Origin of the sequence: Martinezella calliandrae (assembly GCF_030272695.1) — a bacterium.
GTDB classification, from domain to species: domain Bacteria; phylum Pseudomonadota; class Alphaproteobacteria; order Rhizobiales; family Rhizobiaceae; genus Rhizobium; species Rhizobium calliandrae.
Genome location: NZ_JARFYN010000063.1, coordinates 18,587 through 38,164, shown reverse-complemented (window position 1 = coordinate 38,164; position 19,578 = coordinate 18,587). Strand labels below are relative to the sequence as shown.

Genomic DNA, 19,578 nt, shown 5'->3' with positions numbered 1-19,578 from the left:
GACTTACCTTCACTTTGATGGTATAAATTTTCATCTAAGTTAAAATAGCTGACCGACATGAGCGCGCAAGAAGGCAAAATTTCCTTACTCAGTCAAACGGATATGACCATTGGGGGGATTCCAGATCATCCCGCGGAGTGCGCAGGCATCAACGAGGTTCTTGCGCGCGTCGGAGATAAGTGGAGCGTGCTCGTCGTCATGTTGTTGCGCGATGGGCCCCGGCGGTTTAATCAGCTGAAGCGCGACGTGGCTGGTATTTCACAGCACATGCTCACGCTTACGCTACGAGGGTTGGAACGGGACGGTCTTGTTACCCGAACGGTATTTCCTACGATTCCCCCGCGAGTGGACTATGAATTGACGCCACTTGGACACTCCTTGCGCGCACCGGTTGAAGCTCTGGGAAAGTGGGCCCTTGCCCATCAGTCGGCCATCAAGGCCGCCCAACGTTCGTTCGATGCAAGGAAGAATGCCTGAGCGGCACCATCATTCTCCTGCGCTTGCAATCGGTCGCCCATCCTGAACCGATGCGCTGCCGTCGATCCGGCCGAAGCGCTCCGCCAAAGTCGCGCTTTCTCCACCTCGTGGCTAGCTATGCCGGTCGGAAGCCAGGGTTAAGGATCGGGCTTAGATACAAGGTAGCGGGTTCGAGCACCCGTTTGGTACCGAGCAGCACCTCTTCCAGCGCGCCCTGTCTCTCCGTCCGTTGTCGGGCAGCCTCGATTTCTTTTGCGATCTTTTTAAGGAATGCAGCACGAGCCTCCAGGCCTGTTTCGCGGTAGGTGCAAATTCCGAGGCAATCCGCCCCCTGATTCCGAAATGATGTCGCCCCCCAATTCCGAGAATTAGTCGCCCCCTTGTTCCGAGATGATGCCGCCCCCTACGGAGGGATGTGGCAAGGGTGTTCTGCCGGTGTGAAGTTCCTTCCGTCAATGATGACAAGGAAGGAACGGGATGCCTGCGGAGAGACTGGAGATGCGGCGTGTCCGCGAGATACTGAGATATCGGTCCGAGCAAGGGCTGGGCCACAAATCGATTGCGGTTCGGGTCGGAGCAGCAGCCTCGACGGTGCGCGAGACGCTGCGACGGGCGGCGGCTGCGGGGCTTTCGTGGCCGTTGGATGATGACGTGAGTGATGCCGTCCTGGAGGCGGCGCTCTACCGTGCGGCTGGGACGAAGACGGGTCATCGTCGCGCACCGGAGCCTGACTGGGTGCAAGTCCATCGCGAGCTCAAGCGCAAGCACGTGACGCTGCAAATTCTCTGGGACGAATACATAAGCCGTTATCCCGATGGTTACCGCTACAGCCGATATTGTGACCTCTATCGCGGCTGGGCGTTGAAGCTGCCGGTGACGATGCGGCAGGATCATATGGCGGGCGACAAATTGTTCGTCGACTACGCCGGCGACACGGTCACTGTTGTCGTTGATCGGCTGTCGGGCAAAACACGGCAGGCCCATTTATTTGTCGCTGTCCTGGGGGCATCCAGTCTTTCGTTCGCGCAGGCGCGCTGGACCGAGACGCTTCCGGACTGGGTCGAATGCCATGTTCAGGCGCTGGAGTTCTTCGGCGGTGCGCCGGCGTTGCTGGTTCCCGACAATGCCAAGGTGGCGATCATCAAGGCGTGCCACTTCGATCCCCAGGTCAACCGGACGTATTGCGCGATGGCAGCGCATTATGGCAGCGCCGTCCTGCCGACGAGGCCGAGACGCCCCCGCGACAAGGCGAAAGTCGAGGCTGCGGTTCGTATCGTCGAGCGTTGGCTGCTGGGCCGCCTCCGCCATCGCACCTTCTACAGTCTGGCCGAAGTCAATGCGGCGATTGCCGACTTGCTATATGATTTGAACGACAGGCGTGTCCTTCGCCGGGTTGGCGTCACGCGCCGCCAATTGTTCGAAGAGCTCGACCGGCCCGCTTTAAGGCCATTGCCCGTTGAACGCTATGTCTTTGCGGAATGGCGTATCCGGCGTGCTGGATTGGATTACCACGTCGAGATCGAGCGGCATTATTACTCCGTTCCCTATCGCTTTGCTCGCGAGCAAGTCGAGGCGCGCATCACCGCCAATACGATCGAGATATTCCACAAAGGCGAGCGAATAGCCGCTCATCGCCGCTCCAGCGGTAACGGCAAGCACACCACAATCCCCGATCACATGCCCTCGGCCCACCGCCGCTTTGCCGACTGGACGATCGAACGCATTCAACGCGAGGCCTCTTCCATCGGGCCGGAGGTTGCATTGCTGTGTGAGAAGATCCTCGCCGACAGGCCGCACCCGGAGCAGGGCTTTCGAGCCTGCATGGGAATTATCCGCCTGAACAAAAGCTTTGGCCGCGACAGAGTGAACGCTGCTTGCAGCCGTGCGCTTGAGATCGGGGCCCGGACCTACGGTTCGGTGCGCTCCATCCTCGACAATCATCTCGATCGAGCCGCCTCCACCAATGGACCACCTTCGCATGAGCCTATCCAACACGAAAACATCCGTGGACCTCGCTATTACCACTAAGGAGAACAAAGAATGCTTGCCCATCCAACACTCGACAAACTCAATTCCATGGGCCTGGCCGGCATGGCAAAGGCCTTCGGGGAGCTCGTCACCAACGGCGAAGCCGAACATCTCTCGCATGCCGAGTGGCTAGGACTGCTGCTCGAACGGGAGTGGAGTTCCCGCTACGATCGTAAGCTTGCCGCACGCCTCAGGTTTGCCAAGCTTCGCCACCAGGCCACCCCGGAAGATGTCGACTACCGCAGCGAGCGCGGCCTTGATCGCGCGCTCTTCATGAAGCTGCTCGGCGGCGACTGGATCAACGCTCATGACAATCTGGCCATTTGCGGACCCTCGGGTGTCGGAAAAAGCTGGTTAGCCTGCGCTCTCGGCCACAAGGCTTGCCGTGACGATCGTTCCGTTCTCTATCAGCGTGTCCCACGACTGTTTGCTCAGCTCGCACTTGCTCGCGGCGACGGCAGGTATGCTCGGCTGCAACGTACCCTGGGCCATGTTCAAGTCCTGATCCTCGACGACTGGGGTCTCGAACCGCTCAACGAACAGGCCCGGCACGACCTCCTCGAAATCCTGGAAGATCGCTACGGCCGCAGATCAACCATCATTACCAGCCAACTTCCGGTGTCGGCATGGCACGACGTCATAGGAAACCCGACTTATGCTGATGCCATCCTGGATCGCCTCGTTCACAACGCCCATCGCATCGAATTGAGCGGCGATAGCCTACGCCGAAACCTGCCCCGAAAAGCTTGACACCCCGCCTAAATGGACTGACAACAATCATCGCCTGCAGACCCCACTAAACAGGGGGCGAGATCATCCCGGAATCAAGGGGCGCAATCATCTCGGAACAAAGGGGCGGCTTCATCGGAATCGGCAGCGGTAGGTTTTAAATGCTTCCCTAGCGAGCGCGGCGGCGTCCTCCGCGTCGGACACTGAGGCCAAACCGAACTGCAGAGGAAGTTCTTTGCCTGATGCAGCCTCGATAGCGCTGAATTCACCATTTGCGCCGCGTCTTTCGGATCCCCCAATCAGCAGGCCACCGTTGATGTTCATAATAGGTTCCCTTTCCATAGTGCTCGAGATGGGTGGCTAGTGCCTACCGAGCCGTGAAGCGCGCCGACTGATTGAAGTGGTGGTGATTAGGCGCGCTCGGCAAGGGACATGCCAATGTCAGTTGGAGACCAATACCCGGCGCTGTCAGAGAAAACCAGTCATATAATCTCTTTCGCCACTGTTTCAAATCAAAAACTTGACGATCGAGACAGGTAAAATGCTGATTTTGTGAGCGAAAATGACTTTCGCTCCTTTTCAACCGAGATAGATCAGGAGTCCACATGCTGGTTGACAGAGCGAGTACACGCATAATAGTGTGATCTCGAAGGAAACACTAAAAATGGTGGTATTATGTCTCCAGAAGAAATTAAGGTTGCGCTTGGGGCCGGACTTCTGTCTTTCCCGGTAACCGCATTCGACGCCGATGGTCGGTTTGCACCGGAAGAGTACAAAAAGCACGTGGAGTGGCTTGCCGGATACAACGCTCCTGTGCTTTTCGCTGCTGGAGGCACGGGCGAATTCTTTTCGTTGAGCCCAAACGAAATCCCAGGGATTGTCTCGGCTGCGAAGGAAGCTGCCGGAAACACCGCCATCGTGTCGGGTTGCGGCTACGGTACCGGTGTGGCCGTGGAGATCGCAAAATCCGTCGAGAAGGCTGGCGCCGACGGCATCCTGCTGCTTCCTCATTATCTCATCGACGGTCCGCAGCAGGGCCTCTACGCCCATATCAAGAAAGTCTGCCAGTCGATCGGGATTGGCGTCATGGTGTACAACCGTGATAACTCTGTGCTGCAGGCTGATACGCTGGCGCGCCTTTGCGACGAATGCCCGAACCTTGTGGGCTTCAAAGACGGCGTAGGTGACATTGGTTTGGTGCGGCAGATCACCGCAAAGATGGGCGATCGCCTGATGTATCTCGGAGGAATGCCGACGGCCGAACTGTTCGCCGAGGCCTACCTTGGCGCCGGATTCACTACCTATTCGTCCGCTGTCTTCAATTTTGTGCCTGGACTTGCCAACGAGTTCTACGCTGCGGTTCGTGCCAACGATCGGGCGACTTGCGAGCGGATTTTGAAGGATTTCTTCTATCCTTTCATGGCGATTCGCAGCCGGAACAAGGGCTATGCGGTATCTGCCGTCAAGGCTGGTGTACGTCTGCAGGGCTTCAACGCGGGACCGGTCCGGTCGCCGCTGACGGATGTCACCGATGAAGAAATCGCGATGCTGGAAGCGCTGATTGCGCCTTTCAAGCGCAAGGCATAAGGTCTGGCGATGAAAATCGCCTCAGTACGGACCCATCTCCTCGAGCATCGGCTGACGACTCCTTTCGAAAGCGCGTCAATGCGTTTCGACCGCCGATCGCACGTTCTCGTGGAGATAGAGTGCGACGATGGAACGGTGGGCTGGGACGAGTGCCTCGGTCCAGCCGGTCCGAATGCGGCGATTGTTGCTGCCTATACGCCATGGCTGATCGGCAAGGATCCGCGTGAAACCGGAAAGATCTGGTCGATCCTCTACAACGCACTCAGAGATCAGGGGCAGCGCGGCCTGACGATTACCGCGCTGTCTGGGATCGACATCGCACTGTGGGATGTAAAGGGCAAACATTACGGCGAGCCTGTCTCGGTACTTCTTGGTGGCAGATGGCGCGAAAGCGTGGTCGCGTACGCTACGGGAAGCTTCAAGCGCGACGGAGTGGACCGCGTTCGGGACAACGCGGAGGAGATGGCTGAGCGCCGAAAGCAAGGTTTCCGCGCGTGCAAGATCAAGATCGGCTTCGGTATGGAAGAAGACTTGCAGGTGATCGCGGCAGTCCGGGAAGCAATTGGTCCGGAGATGCGCCTGATGATCGATGCAAACCACGGCTACACGATATCAGAAGCGATACGTCTCGGAAGGCGCGCCGCTGACTTCGACATCGACTGGTTCGAAGAGCCTGTAGTTCCCGAGCAAATCTCAGCGTACAGAGATGTTCGGGCCGGGCAGCCCATTCCGGTCGCTGGAGGAGAGACGTGGCACACTCGCTGGGGAATGTGGTCGGCTCTCGAGAGCGGCGCTGTGGACATTCTCCAACCTGATTTATGCGGTTGCGGCGGATTCTCCGAGGCGACCAAGATCCTCGACCTTGCTACGCTCAAGGGTACAAGAATTGTCCCTCATGTCTGGGGAACCGGGGTGCAGATCGCCGCGGCCCTGCAGTTCATGGCTGCGATGGCGCCAGACCCAGTGCGCGTGAACCCGGTCGATCCCATCATGGAGTTCGACCGGACAGAGAATCCATTTCGCCAGGCCGTGCTGACGTCCGCGATAGAAGCAGTTGATGGTCGCGTCGCTATACCAGATGGGCCTGGGCTAGGTATCGAGATTGATCGCGCTGCGCTCGAAGAGTTCAGAGCAAAACAATAAGGTCATTTAGCCTCGGCGACCTCGGGCGCCACATTGCTAAGCGGTGAAACAGCGTTCTCTTGGAAGCCACGGTACCGCTTGTGGCTGCGCTGCAGGTGCGCTCTCATTGCGTCTTCAGCCCGTGTTGCGTCGCCGGAGCTAATGCCTTCGCAGATCGCCCGATGCTCCTGAACAGTGTGCTGGATGTACTCAGGGGTGATCAACGTTGGATTCAGCGCGCGTGAGAACGCAGGGCGTGGCATCATGTTCGCGCTCATCAGATTGAAAAATTCGATGAACGCAGAGTTGTTGGTCGCCTCGGCGATCGCACGATGAAAAGCGACATCGCGATCGTCAAGATCGTCATCCGCGTCCAGGGCTTCCTCGAACTTTGCGGCCGCGTCCCAGATCGCCGATTCCTGGCCCCAGGAACGACGCGCTGCTGCCAACCCCGCCGCATGGACTTCAAACGCCATTCTCAGTTCCAGCAAATCCATGAAAGATGTCTTGAACTTCGACAGTGGTGCTAGAACCGCGTCGGAAAGAGTGGGGGCAGCAGGGCCCGCGGATTTGTCCCGCACAAAGACGCCAACACCATGCTTGGATTCCAGGACGCCATCCGAGCTAAGGGAAATCACCGCCTCGCGGATAACGGTCCTGCTTACACCCATTTCGACCGCCAACTCATTCAACGTCGGCAGCTTGTCGCCGGGTTTGAGCCCCCCTTGGCTGATTTTGTCTTTAATCTGTTCGATCGTTCTTGACATTAGAGATTTCAATTTGCACCCGCCGCTTTCTTCAGCACTGCTCCGCTCCCTCGCGAAACGAAAGCTCAAGATAATATCACGCCTATAGTGATAGGACGACAACATGCATTCATGCAACCACAGAATTACGTCGCCGAAAAAAACATCCTCGTGCCAGTTTTTTGGCCACACTGCGCCATGAACAGGGCGGCCTCAGCGATCAACCCGTCAAAAAACACGAATTTACGCCAACTTCTTGCGATTTCCACAAGAGATACTATCACATAAGTCTCGGAAAATATTGCGCTATACGACATATTGAGTGAATAGAGGTACGATCTTTATAAGAGTATTGACACGAGATATTATTTCAGTGATCTTACCTCACAAGGCGTTCCGGCGTGGAGGTTGTTCTCTATTGCCGGACTTTGAGATTGTCCCCTGGAGCATGAGTTAGCGATGACAAAAGATGGGAAGCAGGTGAGGGTGGGTGTCGATATCGGCGGCACGTTTACCGATGTCGCAATGGAAGTGGGGAATACCCTGCATTCGACTAAGGTCTTGACCGACTACTCCTTCCCAGAGGCGGCTATCGTCAAGGGTATACGCCACGTCGCCGAGGACGCTGGCGTACAGCTTTCTCAGATCGATACGATCATCCACGGCACGACACTCGCCACCAATGCGCTCATCGAGCGCAGAGGTGCGAAGACAGCTTTCATCACGACCAAGGGCTTCCGCGACGTTATCGAAATGCGGACAGAGAGCCGCTTCGAGCAATATGACCTGAACATCACTCTTCCTGCGCCTCTGGTTCCTCGCAACGAGCGATTTGTGATCGATGAGCGCATCGGCCCGAAGGGTGAAGTTCTCAAGCCGCTCGATCTCCAGGAGGTTGATGCTCTCTGTGATCGCATCATCGGGGCGGGATATGAAAGCGTCGCGATCGGTTTCATTCACTCTTACCTGAATGGAGCGCATGAGAAGCAGGTCCGTGACCGCCTCCTTGCGAAAAAGTCTGAGCTGTCGGTTTCAGTTTCCTCAGAAGTCTCGCCTCAGATGCGCGAGTTCCAGCGGTTCAACACTGTCTGCGCGAATGCTTTCGTGAAGCCGCTGATCGCGTCCTACCTCAACCGATTGGTCGGCCGCCTCAATTCCGAGGGAACACAATGCCCGATCTTCATGATCCATTCGGGCGGCGGCATTATCAGCGTCGAGAGCGCAATCGAATTCCCAGTTCGTCTGCTTGAATCCGGGCCAGCTGGCGGTGCTATTTTTGCGGCCCATGTCGCGACCCGGTACGGCATGAACCAGGTCGTGTCCTATGACATGGGTGGAACGACTGCAAAGATCTGCCTGATCGAAGATTATGTACCGAAGACATCGAAGACCTTTGAAGTGGCACGTACCTACCGCTTCAAGAAGGGCAGTGGGATGCCGATCTCCATTCCGGTTATCGAGATGGTGGAAATCGGCGCCGGGGGCGGCTCGATCGCTTCGGTTGACTCAATGCGGCAGATCCGTGTCGGTCCCCACAGCGCCGGCTCCGAGCCCGGTCCGGCTTGTTATGGCCGCGGCGGCGAAAGCCCTACTGTTACCGACGCCGATCTTTTGCTCGGAAGGCTTGATCCGGATGCGTTTGCGGGCGGCTCCATTAAATTGCACAGCGACGCTTCCGAAGGTGCGATGAACCGTGACCTGGCGTCGAAGCTCGATATCGACACCTCCACTGCCGCCTATGGGATCAGTGAGGTCGTTGACGAAAACATGAGCAACGCGGCGCGTATGCATGCTGTTGAAAATGGCAAAGAACTCGGTGAGTTCACAATGATCGCCTTCGGCGGCGCGGCTCCACTTCATGCTGCTCGCCTGTGCGAAAAGCTCGGCATCGATGAACTGATCATTCCTCCGGGCGCAGGTGTCGGATCGGCTATTGGCTTCCTGCGCGCACCCTTCGGTTTTGAAAGTGTGCGAAGCGCCTACAGCCGCCTCAGCCGCTTTGACGCGCAGGGCATCAACGATGTCATCAAGGAGCTTTCCGACGAGGCAACATCGTTTGTTCACTCGGGAGCGCCAGACGTAACTCCGGATCTCGAATGCACCGCCTACATGCGTTATGTCGGCCAAGGCTGGGAAGTGCCCGTTGCCGTCGATGTCCGTTCGTATTCCGACGCTGACGAGACTGAGTTCCGCAATTCGTTCAATCGCAGCTACGAGCAGTTCTTCGGGCGGATTATCGACGGGCTGGATATCGAGATCGTCAGTTGGTCGCTGCGCGCGACCTCAAAGGTGGCCCCACCCTCTACCGTAGATCGCTCGGCCAAGGGGAAAGCTGCCCAGGCGTCGGGAGAGCGGCGGATGTTCGACGCGCAAGAAGGGCTTTTCCAGCAGGCGAGCGTCGTTGAGCGTTCATCCCTGAATCCGGGCGACTGGGTTGCAGGGCCCGCTGTCATCACCGAACGCGAGACATCGACGATCGTTACCGCCAGCCGCGAAGTGGTCATGCAAGCCGACGGATGCTTGCTGCTTCGTGCCAAGCAGGCTTGATGGAGAATTGGACATGACGAAAAATCTACTTTCAGATGTCCACATGCAGATCATGTGGAACCGACTGATCTCGGTAGTCGAGGAACAGGCACTTACGCTGATCCGAACCGCTTTCAGCACGAGCGTAAGAGAGTCTGGCGACCTTTCTGCTGGTGTCTTCAACCAGGCTGGCGAGATGATCGCGCAGGCGGTCACTGGAACTCCAGGGCACGTGAATGCGATGGCCGAGGCTGTAGGTCACTTCATCCGCGACATCGGGGTAGAGAACATCTTCGAAGGAGATGCCTACATCACGAACGATCCGTGGAAGGGAACGGGCCACCTTCACGACTTCACGGTCGTCTCCCCGAGCTTCCGCGGCGGAAAGCTGATTGGCTTTTTCGCCTGCACCGCGCACGTGGTCGACGTCGGCGGGCGTGGTTTCGGACCGGATGCCAACGAGGTCTATGAAGAAGGCATCTTCATTCCGATCATGAAGTTCGCGGAGCGCGGTGTGGTCAATCGTGATCTCATCAACATCATTCGTAACAACGTCCGCGAGAGCGACCAGGTGGTCGGTGACGTCTATTCTCTTGCCGCCTGCAATGAGATCGGCCAGCGCCGCCTCATGGACATGATGGACGAGTTCCGGATGAATGATCTGGAAGAACTCGCGTCTTTCATCTTCAAGCGAAGCTACGATGCGACGGTCGAGCGTCTCGCGGACTTGCCGCAGGGCTCCTTCTCCAATTCGATGCGCGTCGACGGCTACGACTCGCCGATCGACATTGCCGTTCGTTTGGACGTCCATAGTGACCACATCGTTGCGGACTTCGAAGGTACGTCGCCGCCAAGCCCAAAGGGCATCAACTGCCCGCTGATCTATTCCGCGGCCTATGCCTGCTATGCCATCAAGTGTGCGATCGCTCCCGAGATACCGAACAATCATGCTTCGTTGAAGCCATTCAAGATCCAGGCGCCGACGAACTGCATTCTCAATGCCCAGCGGCCGGCACCCGTTTCGGTACGACACGTCCTCGGACACCTCGTCCCGGACGCAGTGCTCGGTGCTATCCACACGATGCTGCCGGGCAAGGTTCCTGCAGAGGGCTCTGGTGCGCTTTGGAACCTTCACATCAGTGCTCGACCGCTGCAGGGAAACAACGGCCCCGCCGACGGCGGCCAGCGCGCGGAGGTTCTTCTGTTCAACAGTGGGGGGATGGGTGCTCGCCCGGAGCTGGACGGACCAAGCGCGACCGCGTTTCCGAGCGGCGTCCAGTCGATGTCAATCGAAGCCACTGAACACGTCGGCCCAGTCATTTTCTGGCGGAAGGAACTGCGCGACGGGTCGGGCGGTGAGGGCCAGTATCGGGGCGGTCTTGGTCAAATTGTCGAGATCTCTCCCACCAGCGGACATGAGATTTATTTCAACGCGATGTTCGACCGCGTGAAGAACGCGCCGCGTGGTCGCGAAGGTGGCAAGGATGGCGCCCCCGGTTCAGTGAAGTTGGACGACGGCACTATTCTTGCGGCCAAGGGTCGCCAGCATGTTCCCGCTGGTCGCCGGCTGATCCTGGAGCTTCCAGGTGGCGGCGGCTACGGCCCGGCGTCGAAGCGTTCTGACGATCTGGTCAAGCAAGACATCGCTTTCGACTACATCCAGCAGAAATCCTGATCAGCAGGAGCCGTTGCGCGGACGCAACCCGCCGCAGCGGCTCCAACCCTATTTGCCAGGGATCTCCCGAAGGCGAGATCTCCCGGAAGGAGCTTATTATGAATTACGAAAACGCACGCGCTTCCAGCATCAAGGCATCGCCCAGCATGGCGATCGCGATGGCGGCGAAGAAACTCCGATCGGAAGGTCGCGACATCGTCGATCTTTCCTTGGGTGAACCCGACTTCGAGCCGCCGGCGCATGTCGGCGACGCCGCTTGCGAGGCTATCAAAAAGGGTAGAATCCGATACGGCGCGTCGGCGGGAAATGAAGATCTGCGGAAAGCGATCGTAGAGAAGTTCAAACGCGAGAACGGCCTCGAATTTTCGCTCGATGAAATTACCATCGCCAATGGCGCCAAACAGATCCTGTTTGATGCGTTTCTCGCGACGCTTGAAGTGGGCGACGAGGTGATTATCCCGACCCCTTGCTGGGTATCCTACGGTGACATCGTTTCACTTCATGGCGGCACCCCGGTCTATGTCAACTGCGGACCTGAGGATGGCTTTAAAATTAGCGCGGACGTGCTTGCCAAAGCTATCACGCCTCGAACGCGTTGGCTCATGCTGAACTCGCCTTCAAATCCAACGGGCGCAATCTACAGCGCGGATGAGTACCGCTCTCTAGAGAAGGTCCTTGTCGGGAATGAGCGCGTTCTTGTCCTGTCAGACGAAATCTACGAGCACATCCTGCTCGGTGAGCAGCCCTTCGTCTCGTTCGGTTCGGTATGCCCGTCGCTTCGTGATCGCACGCTCATCGTCAATGGTGTCTCGAAGGCTTTCGCCATGACCGGATGGCGTGTCGGCTACGCAGCCGGACCGAAGGCGCTTGTCGCAACTATCAATAAGATGCAGTCGCAGAGCGTGACCTCGGTTTGCTCTGTTGCCCAGGCCGCTGCACTCGCCGCGCTCAAGGGAGATCAGGCTTTTGTTGGCCAAGCCTCTCAGACTTTTGCCCGGCGGTCGAAGCTCGTTTCCAAACGGCTCGAACGAATCCAGGAACTACAGTTCACGCCGCCGGATGGCGCGTTCTATGCGTTCATCGGCGTGCAAAAATTGATCGGCCGGACCACGCCTGATGGGCAAGTCCTGTCGGACGACACTGCGGTGGCGGCCTATCTCCTCAACACTTTCGGCCTGTCGAGCGTGCCAGGGGCCGCCTTTGGGGCACCCTCATTTATTCGTCTTTCGATCGCAGCCTCCGACGCCGAACTTGAGAGTGCATGTGACCGTCTCGAGCAGATGGTTGCCTCCTTGCAGAAATAGTTGGTGGAGGGACATGCAATGGAAAGTTATAGGACGGCGCTTGTCACCGGAGCCTCCAGCGGAATCGGCAGGGCGATAGCGTTGGAACTGGCTTCCAAAGGTCTGAAAGTTCTGGCGGTTGGACGTGACAAAAACGCGTTGGACCAACTCGCAACGAAGGCGAAGATCCTTCCCGTCGCATGTGACCTTTCCAAATTGGACAGTCTCTATGCCGTGATGGACGGCGAAGAGATCGACGTGCTGGTGAACAACGCAGGCTTGCTGACACGGTCTGCGAACCTGGTTGACCTCACCCCACAAGACATCGATGCGATGATCGAAATCAACGTGCGGTCTGTCTTTCAGCTCACCAGACACGTGCTGCAGACAATGGTCGCGCGACGTCGCGGCCATATCTTTTTTACGGGCTCCACTGCTGGCTTTACGCCCTTCCCCGGATCCGCGGTCTACGGAGCCACCAAGGCTGGGGTGAGCATGTTTGCCTCCGCGCTGCGATGCGAACTACTTGGACTGCCGATCCGGATCACCGAACTCGTGCCGGGACGCGTGGAGACCAACCTCTATCGCACCGCGTTGGGAGCGGAAGCCGCCCAAAAGAAGCTTTACGACGACTACGAAGCGGTCAAGCCAGAACATATCGCCCGCCTGGTACTGACGGCGCTTGAGCTGCCCGATTACGTCGATGTGACCCGCATGGAGATCTTGCCGACAGGGCAAGTTGTCGGTGGCGGGCAGATCGCTGCTCTCACTCGTTAACATAGGAAGGGAACCAGCGTGCAAGGATTAAATATCGTCGTCGTCGGGGGAGCCAACGGCTTCGGACTTGAAACCGTCAAGCTCATGATTCGGGATGAAGCGAGCAAGATCGTCATCATCGATATCAGCGAAGAGCGTCTCGAAGCTGCCAAGGCTGAGCTTTCCGGAAAGGGAACCGAAATCATCACGGTTGCCGGTGACATCGCACGCGCAGACACCGCCCATCGCGCCTTCGCCACGGCTGTTAATGCCGTCGGCCGGGTCCATTCAGTCGTCAACTGCGCAGCTATCTATCCCCGCGCTCCGCTGCTTGAGATCACCGACGACATGTGGGACGCGGAAAACGCGATCAATATCAAGGGCACATATCACATCATGGTCGCCGCCGTGAAGCATATGCAGGAGCAGAAAGCGGACGGACAGATCTCGGGCCGTATCGTCAACATCACGTCAGTCGATGCATTCAAGGCTCACCCGCAGAACGCGCACTATGCTGCAACAAAGGCAGCAGTGGTCAGCTTGACGCGTTCCTTTGCGCATGCCTTCGCCAAAGATCAGATCCTCGTCAACTCGGTCGCGCCCGCGGGTATGGCGACGGAGAAAGCCAAGTCCCTAGGCTTCTTGGGTGAACTCGCCGCGGCAAATCCGCTGGGCCGGGCAGCAGAGCCGACTGAAATCGCCGAGTTTGTCGTGATGGTCGCTGGTCCGAAGAATACGTACATGACAGGCGAGCAAGTCATCGTATCCGGCGGCTACGTCTACGCCTGAGACGAGACAACATCTGGCCGTGGTTGGTTTCGACTAACCGCAGCCAACGTGGGAACGGGAGAAACTCATGAAGCAAAGCCTTTCCAGCCGCAATGGCGGCCGGATCCTAATCGATGCCCTGCGGATCCATGGTGTTGACCGCGTCTTCGGTGTACCGGGCGAAAGCTACCTTGCCGCGCTCGATGCCTTCCATGATCTGGAGAGCGAGATCGAGTTCGTCATCTGCCGGCAGGAGGGTGGCGCAGCGTATATGGCCGAGGCCTATGGCAAGCTGACGGGAAAGCCTGGGATTTGCTTTGTGACGAGAGGGCCCGGAGCGACGAATGCGTCCGTGGGCGTTCACACGGCGTTCCAGGATTCGACGCCAATGATCCTATTTATCGGTCAAGTCGCGCGCGACCAGATGGAGCGGGAAGCGTTTCAGGAAATCGACTACCGGCGGATGTTTGGCCAGATGGCGAAATGGGTCGTTGAGATCGAGGACGCGGCCCGTATTCCCGAATTGATCAGTCAAGCCTTCCACAGGGCTGTCAATGGCCGGCCCGGTCCCGTGGTCGTCGCACTTCCAGAGGACATGCTGACCGACATTGTGACCGTTGGAGATGCCCCGGCCTACAAGCGAATTGAGACTTACGCGGGAGAGCCACAGTTACAGGAACTTAATCTGCTTCTAGCGGAGGCCGTGAGACCGCTTGTGGTCGTCGGGGGAGGCGGTTGGACACAGCAGGCCGTCGACGATCTGAAAAGTTTCGCGGAAACTTACGAGCTGCCAGTAGCCGCATCCTTCCGATGTCAGGACATGTTTGACAACATGCACCCGAATTACGCGGGCGACCTGGGTCTGGCTGCAGGTCCAAAGCTCATCCAGGCCGTCAAGGATTGCGATCTCCTGATCTCGATCGGGGCGCGGCTGGGCGAGATGACGACAGGCGCCTATACGCTGATCGACATACCGGTACCAACACAGAAGCTGGTTCACATTCACGCAGGCGCTGACGAGCTCGGCCGCGTTTATCATCCAACGCTCGCGATCAACGCCAGTCCTGTTGGAGTGCTTTCCCAGCTCGCAGAGCTGAAGCCGCGCGCGGCTCCTGCATGGCGAGCGTGGACCAGTGGGCGCAACGCTGACTATCGGGAAAACCTTACGCATCCACAGACGCCCGGCGATGTTCAGATGGGTGACATCATGGAGTGGTTGCGGGGATACCTCAAGCCGGACGCCATCCTGACCATGGGAGCCGGGAACTACACGGCATGGGCACATCGGTTTTATCAGTACCGAACATATCGCTCTCAACTAGGCCCGACCAACGGCTCAATGGGCTACGGCGTGCCTGCTGCGGTGGCTGCAAAAATTACGGCGCCCGAGCGAGCCGTCGTTGCCTTCGCTGGCGACGGATGCTTCCTGATGAACGGCCAGGAACTCGCGACTGCAATGCAATACGACGCCCGCGTCATTTTCCTCGTGATCAACAATGGCATGTACGGGACGATCCGGATGCACCAGGAGAGAAATTTCCCTGGACGCCCCTCCGGAACGCGGCTGACTAACCCGGATTTCGCGGCCCTTGCTCGATCTTACGGTCTGCATGGAGAAGTCGTCGAAAAGACCACGGATTTCGGGCAAGCGTTTCAGAGGTGTGAAGGGTCGGGGAAGCCAAGTCTTATCGAGATTCGCATTGATCCGGAGGCGCTCACCGTGAAGCAAAGCCTCTCCCAAATTCGTGAACAGGCGATCGCTCAGGGGAAATAGATCCTGTCGTCGCGTAGTCGAAGCTCTCGCCAGGCTCTCGAATTCGGGAGCCTGTCCGCTTTGCGGTCAGTCATGTATACCCGTATGCAGTTCCTCCACTGGCGGATTAATGGATATCTCGTCCGCATTCCCCGCCATCGCGATCTTTCCTGGATTTAGAAGGAAGCCGCGTCCGCTACGAGCGCGCTGCTTGACCAGCACCGATGGTTCAAGACTGCGATGGCTCACGACGCACTCGAAAAACCTTGCTGCTGCGTGCTTGGGCTGGCAACAAGCGTCGTGGCGGATGCGTTGCTGGCGCTAGACGCCCGACAGCGATCCGGTCAGATTCTTCAGATGGCTGCGAAGGACAGGCAAAATTGCCAGCATCGCTCGGATGGGCGTCGTCGTTGCCTTGACGTAGACCACTGGCGAGCGTTCCGTGAACCGTCCGCGAAACGAATTTGCTCAATACCAGCGGCACAAAGGTAGACCCCGCTCCAACGCTGACGCGCAGGATGAAACGCTCAGTGCACACGTCGCAGCTGTGGAAAAGAGCCTGTTTGTGCGCTCGATACGATGAAACGCGCGTGTCAAGCTGATCACTCCCGGCGGCCTGCACCGGGATCGACTTTATGTTCTCGGATGAAGTGTTCCAGCTCCGCCGCTCACGATGAGGGGCGGAGCCGCTTGCAACGCGTCATCAATCGCGGATCGGATTGCCTCGCATGTACGACCCGTAAGGTGCCTGAACCAGCCATCCGGCGTCGACTGGAAGCATCACACCTGTGATCGATGCAGCCTTTTCGGAGCATAAAAACCAAGCCGCTTCAGCGACGTGCTCGGGTTCAACAAATGCGCGCAAAGCGGTTGTGGCCTTGATCTCCTCAGGATTTCGCAGGCCTTGAGCAATTTTATCCTTGAGACCATCCGATAGCGTGTAGCCTGGCGCAACTCCATTGACGCGAACGCCGAATGGACCGAGTTCTGCCGCCAGCATCTGAGTGAGCGATAAAATGGCTGTTTTCCCTGCGGTATACGCCGGAAGGGAAAGTGGCGCAAAGCTGGCAAGAGAACCGATGTTCAGGATCGCGCCCTTGCGGGCCTCTTTCATCGCTCGGCCAAAGAGCTGGCATGCCCGCAGGGTGCCATTGTAGTTGGTTTCCCAGAGCCTCTGGTTTTCTTCCAGATCTTGGTCGAGTACCCGCGTCCCGCTCTGGAGGATCCCGCCGGAGTTCACCAAAATAGTCGGCGTGCCAAAGTCCCGTGTTACGCCTGAGAGCAAATCGGCAACCGAGTTCGTGTCATTCACGTCGCAGGACATGAACTTTCCGCGTGCGCCACGCTGCGCGATCTCATCTGCAACCGCCTCGCCTCTCGCGACACTGCGACCAGACACTACGACGATGCCGCCTTCAGCGGCAAATCGCAGGGAGATTGCCTTGCCGATGCCGCTGGTCCCGCCAATTACTACAGATACCGTGTCACTCACTTGTGGTCTCCTTGCTCCCGGACGCGAAGAAATTCGCCAAGGAGTTCCATCTGACAATCCATCATTGGCTGGCCGTATTGTACCGGGCACCCCAAGCTTTTGGCGTGGCGGAGCAAGGCCGTATCCTTCGGGTCCATGATAATATCGACGACCGTCATCGAGGCGTCCAACTTGTCGGCCTGCAATGGCATAGGGTCGTCTGCCTTCAGGCCGATCGGCGTCGCGTTGATGATCACATTGTGGCCCTCGGGATTGGGCTCACCGACCTCAACCCTGCATTCGTGGAACTCCGCCGAAATCCGTGCCGCGAGATCGCCAGCGCGATTGGGATCGATGTCATGGATCGTCAGGTGGGTAGCGCCCGCCTCTGCGATGCAGAAGCCGATCGATGCGCCCGCACCACCCGCTCCAACCAGAAGAACCTTCCTGCCGGACAGCTGGTGGCCGCTCCGACGCATGCCCTCAAGGAAGCCTGCACCGTCGAAGTTGTCGGCGCGCAACCGACCATCTGCCTCCCGGATCACCGCATTCGCTGTGCCCACGCGCTCGGCACGCGGGTTTCGCACATCAGCGGCTTTCGCGGCATTTGCCTTGAACGGGACGCTGACGATGATGCCTTTAAGGTTCGTCATCGCCTTGAAGTAATCCCAGGCGGTGTCGAACCGATCTGCGTCAACGCAGATAGGAACCATGACCGCGTCGATCGACTCGTCGGCAAAAAGCTTATTGAACATCCCCGGCGACTTGACGTGATCGATCGGGTTGGAAATCATAAAGTAGACGGAAGATTTTCCCGTTATCATAGATGCACCTCTCTAGGCCACGGTGTGCGATGCAAGGGCTTCGAGCGCCTGCACCAGACCCGAGTGATCTTCGTCCTGCTTACCTTGGGAGGCAACGCTGCTGAAGAGCTGTTGGCACGACGATGTGTTTGGCAAGGCCACTCCGAGTGCCTGCGCTGCTTCGAGAGCGAGCGCCAGGTCCTTCTGGTGGAGCTTGATGCGAAACCCGGGAGCAAAGGTTCTTTTGATCATCCGCTCGCCGTGAACCTCAAGGATTCGAGACGAAGCGAAGCCGCCCATCAAAGCGGCGCGCACCTTTGCCGGATCGCATCCCGCCTTGCTTGCAAAGACGAGGGCTTCTGCGACAGCCTCTATGTTCATGGCGACAATCATCTGATTTGCGATCTTGCAGATCTGCCCGGAGCCGCTCTTTTCGCCAACCAGTGTGATATTCTTGCCCATGAGTTCGAACAGCGGCTTGGCGCGTTCGAACGCCGCGGACTTGCCGCCCACCATGATCGTCAGGGATGCCGCTTTCGCTCCGACCTCACCGCCCGAGACGGGCGCATCGATGTAGTCACAGCCAGCTGCCGAGATCTTCGCTGCAAATCCTTCCGTCGCAGTCGGGCTGATCGAGCTCATGTCGATAACAAGCTTGCCCGCAGAAAGCCCCTCGGAGACACCGTTTGTTCCAAAGAGAACACGATCAACGTCGGGTGTGTTCGGGAGCATAGTGATAATCACTTCTGCAGCGCGAGCGACCTCCGCAGGGGTGGACAAAACCTGCATCCCGGCCTTGGAAAGCTCTGTGGGCAGTGGCGAACGGTTAAGTGATGTGATCACGTTGTGACCCGCAGCAGCCAAGTGTGCGGCCATCGGAGAACCCATGACACCCAGGCCAATAAATCCAATCCTCAAGGCATTTCTCCCACTTTTACAGAAGAGTGATATGTTATCGTCGCATGGAGATATTACCATGTTGACGGTGTTTGAGGTATGTCATATGTTTTCGTACGAGTAAAGATGCAACACAGCGAGGGCCTATGGGAAATCTTGTCAATCCGCTCAAGCAAGCTTTGAAGCGTGGTGAACTGCAGGTGGGGCTGTGGTGTTCGCTTGGCAGCTCCATTTCGACCGAGGTGGTTGCCGGATCTGGCTTCGATTGGCTTCTTATCGACGCTGAACACAGTCCCAACGATTTCCTTTCGGTCTTGGCGCAACATCAGGCAGCCGGCGCCTTCGACTGTGAAGTCGTGGTTCGCATTCCCGGAAATGACCCAGTTACGATCAAGCGCTATCTCGATATTGGCATTCGCTCTCTAATGTTCCCGAACGTGCAGTCGGTTGAAGAAGCCCGAGCGATCGTATCAGCGACGCGGTATGCGCCGGAGGGTATCCGCGGCTTCTCCGTGTCGCAGAGAGCGAACCAATATGGCCGGGTGAAGGGTTATCATGCTCGCGCCACGGAAGAGATCTTCCTCGCGCTACAGATCGAAACGGGTGTCGCCGTGAAGGCGGCAAAGGACATTGCGGCGATCGACGGCGTCGACGCTATTTTCGTCGGTCCCGGCGACCTGTCCGCCGACCTCGGAGCGATGGGCAATCCCCTTGCCGGCCATGTTCAGGAAGCAATCAACTCAGTTGTGTCGATCAAGGAAGGCGTTTCCACGGGCATTCTTGCACCGCGCTCGGACGATGCGCGTCGTTACATCGAATGGGGAGCCCGCATGGTAGCAGTCGGCAGCGATCTGGGACTTCTCGTGAACGCTGCAGACAGTCTGGCAGCACAGTTCAAATCAGCCTCGTAGCAATACGAGCGCCCTCTTCTTAGAATTTTTACGATGATCAGCGGCA

General features: G+C 57.9%; 17 protein-coding genes. 12 read left to right on the top strand and 5 right to left on the bottom strand.

The window, feature by feature from the left end; all coding sequences use genetic code 11:
• Window positions 1-102: 102 nt before the first annotated feature.
• The 3 genes from PY650_RS30820 to istB all read left to right on the top strand — a co-directional run bounded on the left by PY650_RS30820 (window position 103) and on the right by istB (window position 3,255).
• A complete protein-coding gene (locus PY650_RS30820) occupies window positions 103-477 on the top strand; it encodes a winged helix-turn-helix transcriptional regulator (RefSeq protein WP_285883628.1) in 375 nt (124 codons plus the stop codon).
• A 498-nt stretch (window positions 478-975) separates the two neighbouring features.
• Window positions 976-2,505: an IS21 family transposase gene (gene istA / locus PY650_RS30815; RefSeq protein WP_120703235.1), complete on the top strand. Its 1,530-nt coding sequence runs from the start codon at window positions 976-978 to the stop codon at window positions 2,503-2,505.
• Window positions 2,506-2,517: 12 nt separating this feature from the next.
• Complete coding sequence (gene istB, locus PY650_RS30810) at window positions 2,518-3,255, top strand: IS21-like element helper ATPase IstB (protein WP_120702904.1); 738 nt, start codon at window positions 2,518-2,520, stop codon at window positions 3,253-3,255.
• Between the two features lie 111 nt (window positions 3,256-3,366).
• Here istB and PY650_RS30805 read toward each other — a convergent pair whose 3' ends face one another.
• Window positions 3,367-3,558 (bottom strand): hypothetical protein, encoded by a 192-nt coding sequence (locus tag PY650_RS30805; RefSeq protein ID WP_285883621.1) that lies wholly within the window; start codon window positions 3,556-3,558, stop codon window positions 3,367-3,369.
• Between the two features lie 351 nt (window positions 3,559-3,909).
• Here PY650_RS30805 and kdgD point away from each other — a divergent pair, with 351 nt between their 5' ends.
• On the top strand, window positions 3,910-4,821 hold the full coding sequence (gene kdgD / locus PY650_RS30800; RefSeq protein ID WP_285883619.1) for a 5-dehydro-4-deoxyglucarate dehydratase: 912 nt from the start codon (window positions 3,910-3,912) through the stop codon (window positions 4,819-4,821).
• 9 nt (window positions 4,822-4,830) lie between these two features.
• Window positions 4,831-5,964: a mandelate racemase/muconate lactonizing enzyme family protein gene (locus tag PY650_RS30795; RefSeq protein ID WP_285883617.1), complete on the top strand. Its 1,134-nt coding sequence runs from the start codon at window positions 4,831-4,833 to the stop codon at window positions 5,962-5,964.
• 2 nt (window positions 5,965-5,966) lie between these two features.
• On the opposite strand, the gene PY650_RS30790 is transcribed toward PY650_RS30795, so the two are convergent.
• Window positions 5,967-6,722, bottom strand: coding sequence for a FadR/GntR family transcriptional regulator (locus tag PY650_RS30790; RefSeq protein ID WP_432761604.1), 756 nt, complete (start codon window positions 6,720-6,722; stop codon window positions 5,967-5,969).
• 426 nt (window positions 6,723-7,148) lie between these two features.
• Here PY650_RS30790 and PY650_RS30785 point away from each other — a divergent pair, with 426 nt between their 5' ends.
• From PY650_RS30785 to PY650_RS30760, 6 genes are all read left to right on the top strand, one after another.
• Window positions 7,149-9,236, top strand: a complete 2,088-nt coding sequence (locus PY650_RS30785; RefSeq protein WP_285883613.1) for a hydantoinase/oxoprolinase family protein — start codon at window positions 7,149-7,151, stop codon at window positions 9,234-9,236.
• Window positions 9,237-9,249: 13 nt separating this feature from the next.
• Entirely contained in the window at window positions 9,250-10,890 is a 1,641-nt protein-coding gene (locus PY650_RS30780; RefSeq protein ID WP_285883611.1) for a hydantoinase B/oxoprolinase family protein, read from the top strand.
• 98 nt (window positions 10,891-10,988) lie between these two features.
• Entirely contained in the window at window positions 10,989-12,194 is a 1,206-nt protein-coding gene (locus PY650_RS30775) for a pyridoxal phosphate-dependent aminotransferase (RefSeq protein ID WP_285883610.1), read from the top strand.
• Window positions 12,195-12,212: 18 nt separating this feature from the next.
• Window positions 12,213-12,950, top strand: coding sequence for an SDR family oxidoreductase (locus PY650_RS30770; RefSeq protein WP_285883609.1), 738 nt, complete (start codon window positions 12,213-12,215; stop codon window positions 12,948-12,950).
• Between the two features lie 18 nt (window positions 12,951-12,968).
• Window positions 12,969-13,718 (top strand): SDR family NAD(P)-dependent oxidoreductase, encoded by a 750-nt coding sequence (locus PY650_RS30765; protein WP_285883608.1) that lies wholly within the window; start codon window positions 12,969-12,971, stop codon window positions 13,716-13,718.
• A gap of 67 nt (window positions 13,719-13,785) precedes the next feature.
• Window positions 13,786-15,471, top strand: a complete 1,686-nt coding sequence (locus PY650_RS30760; RefSeq protein ID WP_285883607.1) for a thiamine pyrophosphate-binding protein — start codon at window positions 13,786-13,788, stop codon at window positions 15,469-15,471.
• Window positions 15,472-16,153: 682 nt separating this feature from the next.
• Here the strand turns inward: PY650_RS30760 and PY650_RS30755 are convergent.
• The 3 genes from PY650_RS30755 to PY650_RS30745 are packed head-to-tail and all read right to left on the bottom strand — an operon-like array spanning window position 16,154 to window position 18,642.
• Entirely contained in the window at window positions 16,154-16,942 is a 789-nt protein-coding gene (locus PY650_RS30755) for an SDR family NAD(P)-dependent oxidoreductase (protein WP_285883606.1), read from the bottom strand.
• Entirely contained in the window at window positions 16,939-17,745 is an 807-nt protein-coding gene (locus PY650_RS30750; protein ID WP_285883605.1) for a shikimate dehydrogenase family protein, read from the bottom strand. Before PY650_RS30750 ends, PY650_RS30755 begins: the two co-directional genes overlap by 4 nt.
• A 12-nt stretch (window positions 17,746-17,757) precedes the next feature.
• Window positions 17,758-18,642 carry a 2-hydroxy-3-oxopropionate reductase gene (locus PY650_RS30745; protein ID WP_285883604.1) on the bottom strand — a complete coding sequence of 295 codons (885 nt, stop codon included), beginning with the start codon at window positions 18,640-18,642 and terminating at the stop codon, window positions 17,758-17,760.
• 125 nt (window positions 18,643-18,767) lie between these two features.
• On the opposite strand from PY650_RS30745, the gene PY650_RS30740 reads away from it, so the two are divergent.
• Entirely contained in the window at window positions 18,768-19,532 is a 765-nt protein-coding gene (locus PY650_RS30740; protein WP_285883603.1) for an HpcH/HpaI aldolase family protein, read from the top strand.
• Window positions 19,533-19,578 lie beyond the last annotated feature (46 nt).